Source organism: Streptomyces sp. NPDC051207 (assembly GCF_040682395.1).
Taxonomy (GTDB): domain Bacteria; phylum Actinomycetota; class Actinomycetes; order Streptomycetales; family Streptomycetaceae; genus Streptomyces.
In genome coordinates this window covers 1-1,049 of sequence record NZ_JBFBAX010000088.1, presented here as the reverse complement: position 1 = coordinate 1,049, position 1,049 = coordinate 1, and the positions used below count along the sequence as shown (strand labels likewise).

General features: G+C 56.2%; 1 rRNA gene. It reads right to left on the bottom strand.

The features are described 5' to 3' along the window. Positions 1 to 22: 22 nt before the first annotated feature. A 23S ribosomal RNA gene (locus AB0M97_RS30825) occupies positions 23 to 1,049 on the bottom strand; the annotation flags it as partial.

The window sequence follows — 1,049 nt, the reverse complement described above, 5'->3', positions numbered from 1 at the left end:
AACACAGTGGACGCGAGCAACTGAGGACAAGCCCTCGGCCTATTAGTACCGGTCAACTCCACACGTCACCGTGCTTCCATATCCGGCCTATCAACCCAGTCGTCTACTGGGAGCCTTACCCCATCAAGTGGGTGGGAGTCCTCATCTCGAAGCAGGCTTCCCGCTTAGATGCTTTCAGCGGTTATCCCTCCCGAACGTAGCCAACCAGCCATGCCCTTGGCAGAACAACTGGCACACCAGAGGTTCGTCCGTCCCGGTCCTCTCGTACTAGGGACAGCCCTTCTCAAGACTCCTACGCGCACAGCGGATAGGGACCGAACTGTCTCACGACGTTCTAAACCCAGCTCGCGTACCGCTTTAATGGGCGAACAGCCCAACCCTTGGGACCGACTCCAGCCCCAGGATGCGACGAGCCGACATCGAGGTGCCAAACCATCCCGTCGATATGGACTCTTGGGGAAGATCAGCCTGTTATCCCCGGGGTACCTTTTATCCGTTGAGCGACGGCGCTTCCACAAGCCACCGCCGGATCACTAGTCCCGACTTTCGTCCCTGCTCGACCCGTCGGTCTCACAGTCAAGCTCCCTTGTGCACTTACACTCAACACCTGATTACCAACCAGGCTGAGGGAACCTTTGGGCGCCTCCGTTACCCTTTAGGAGGCAACCGCCCCAGTTAAACTACCCATCAGACACTGTCCCTGATCCGGATCACGGACCCAGGTTAGACATCCAGCACGACCAGACTGGTATTTCAACGACGACTCCACCCGAACTGGCGTCCAGGCTTCACAGTCTCCCAGCTATCCTACACAAGCCGAACCGAACACCAATATCAAACTGTAGTAAAGGTCCCGGGGTCTTTCCGTCCTGCTGCGCGAAACGAGCATCTTTACTCGTAGTGCAATTTCACCGGGCCTATGGTTGAGACAGTCGAGAAGTCGTTACGCCATTCGTGCAGGTCGGAACTTACCCGACAAGGAATTTCGCTACCTTAGGATGGTTATAGTTACCACCGCCGTTTACTGGCGCTTAAGTTCTCAGCTTCGC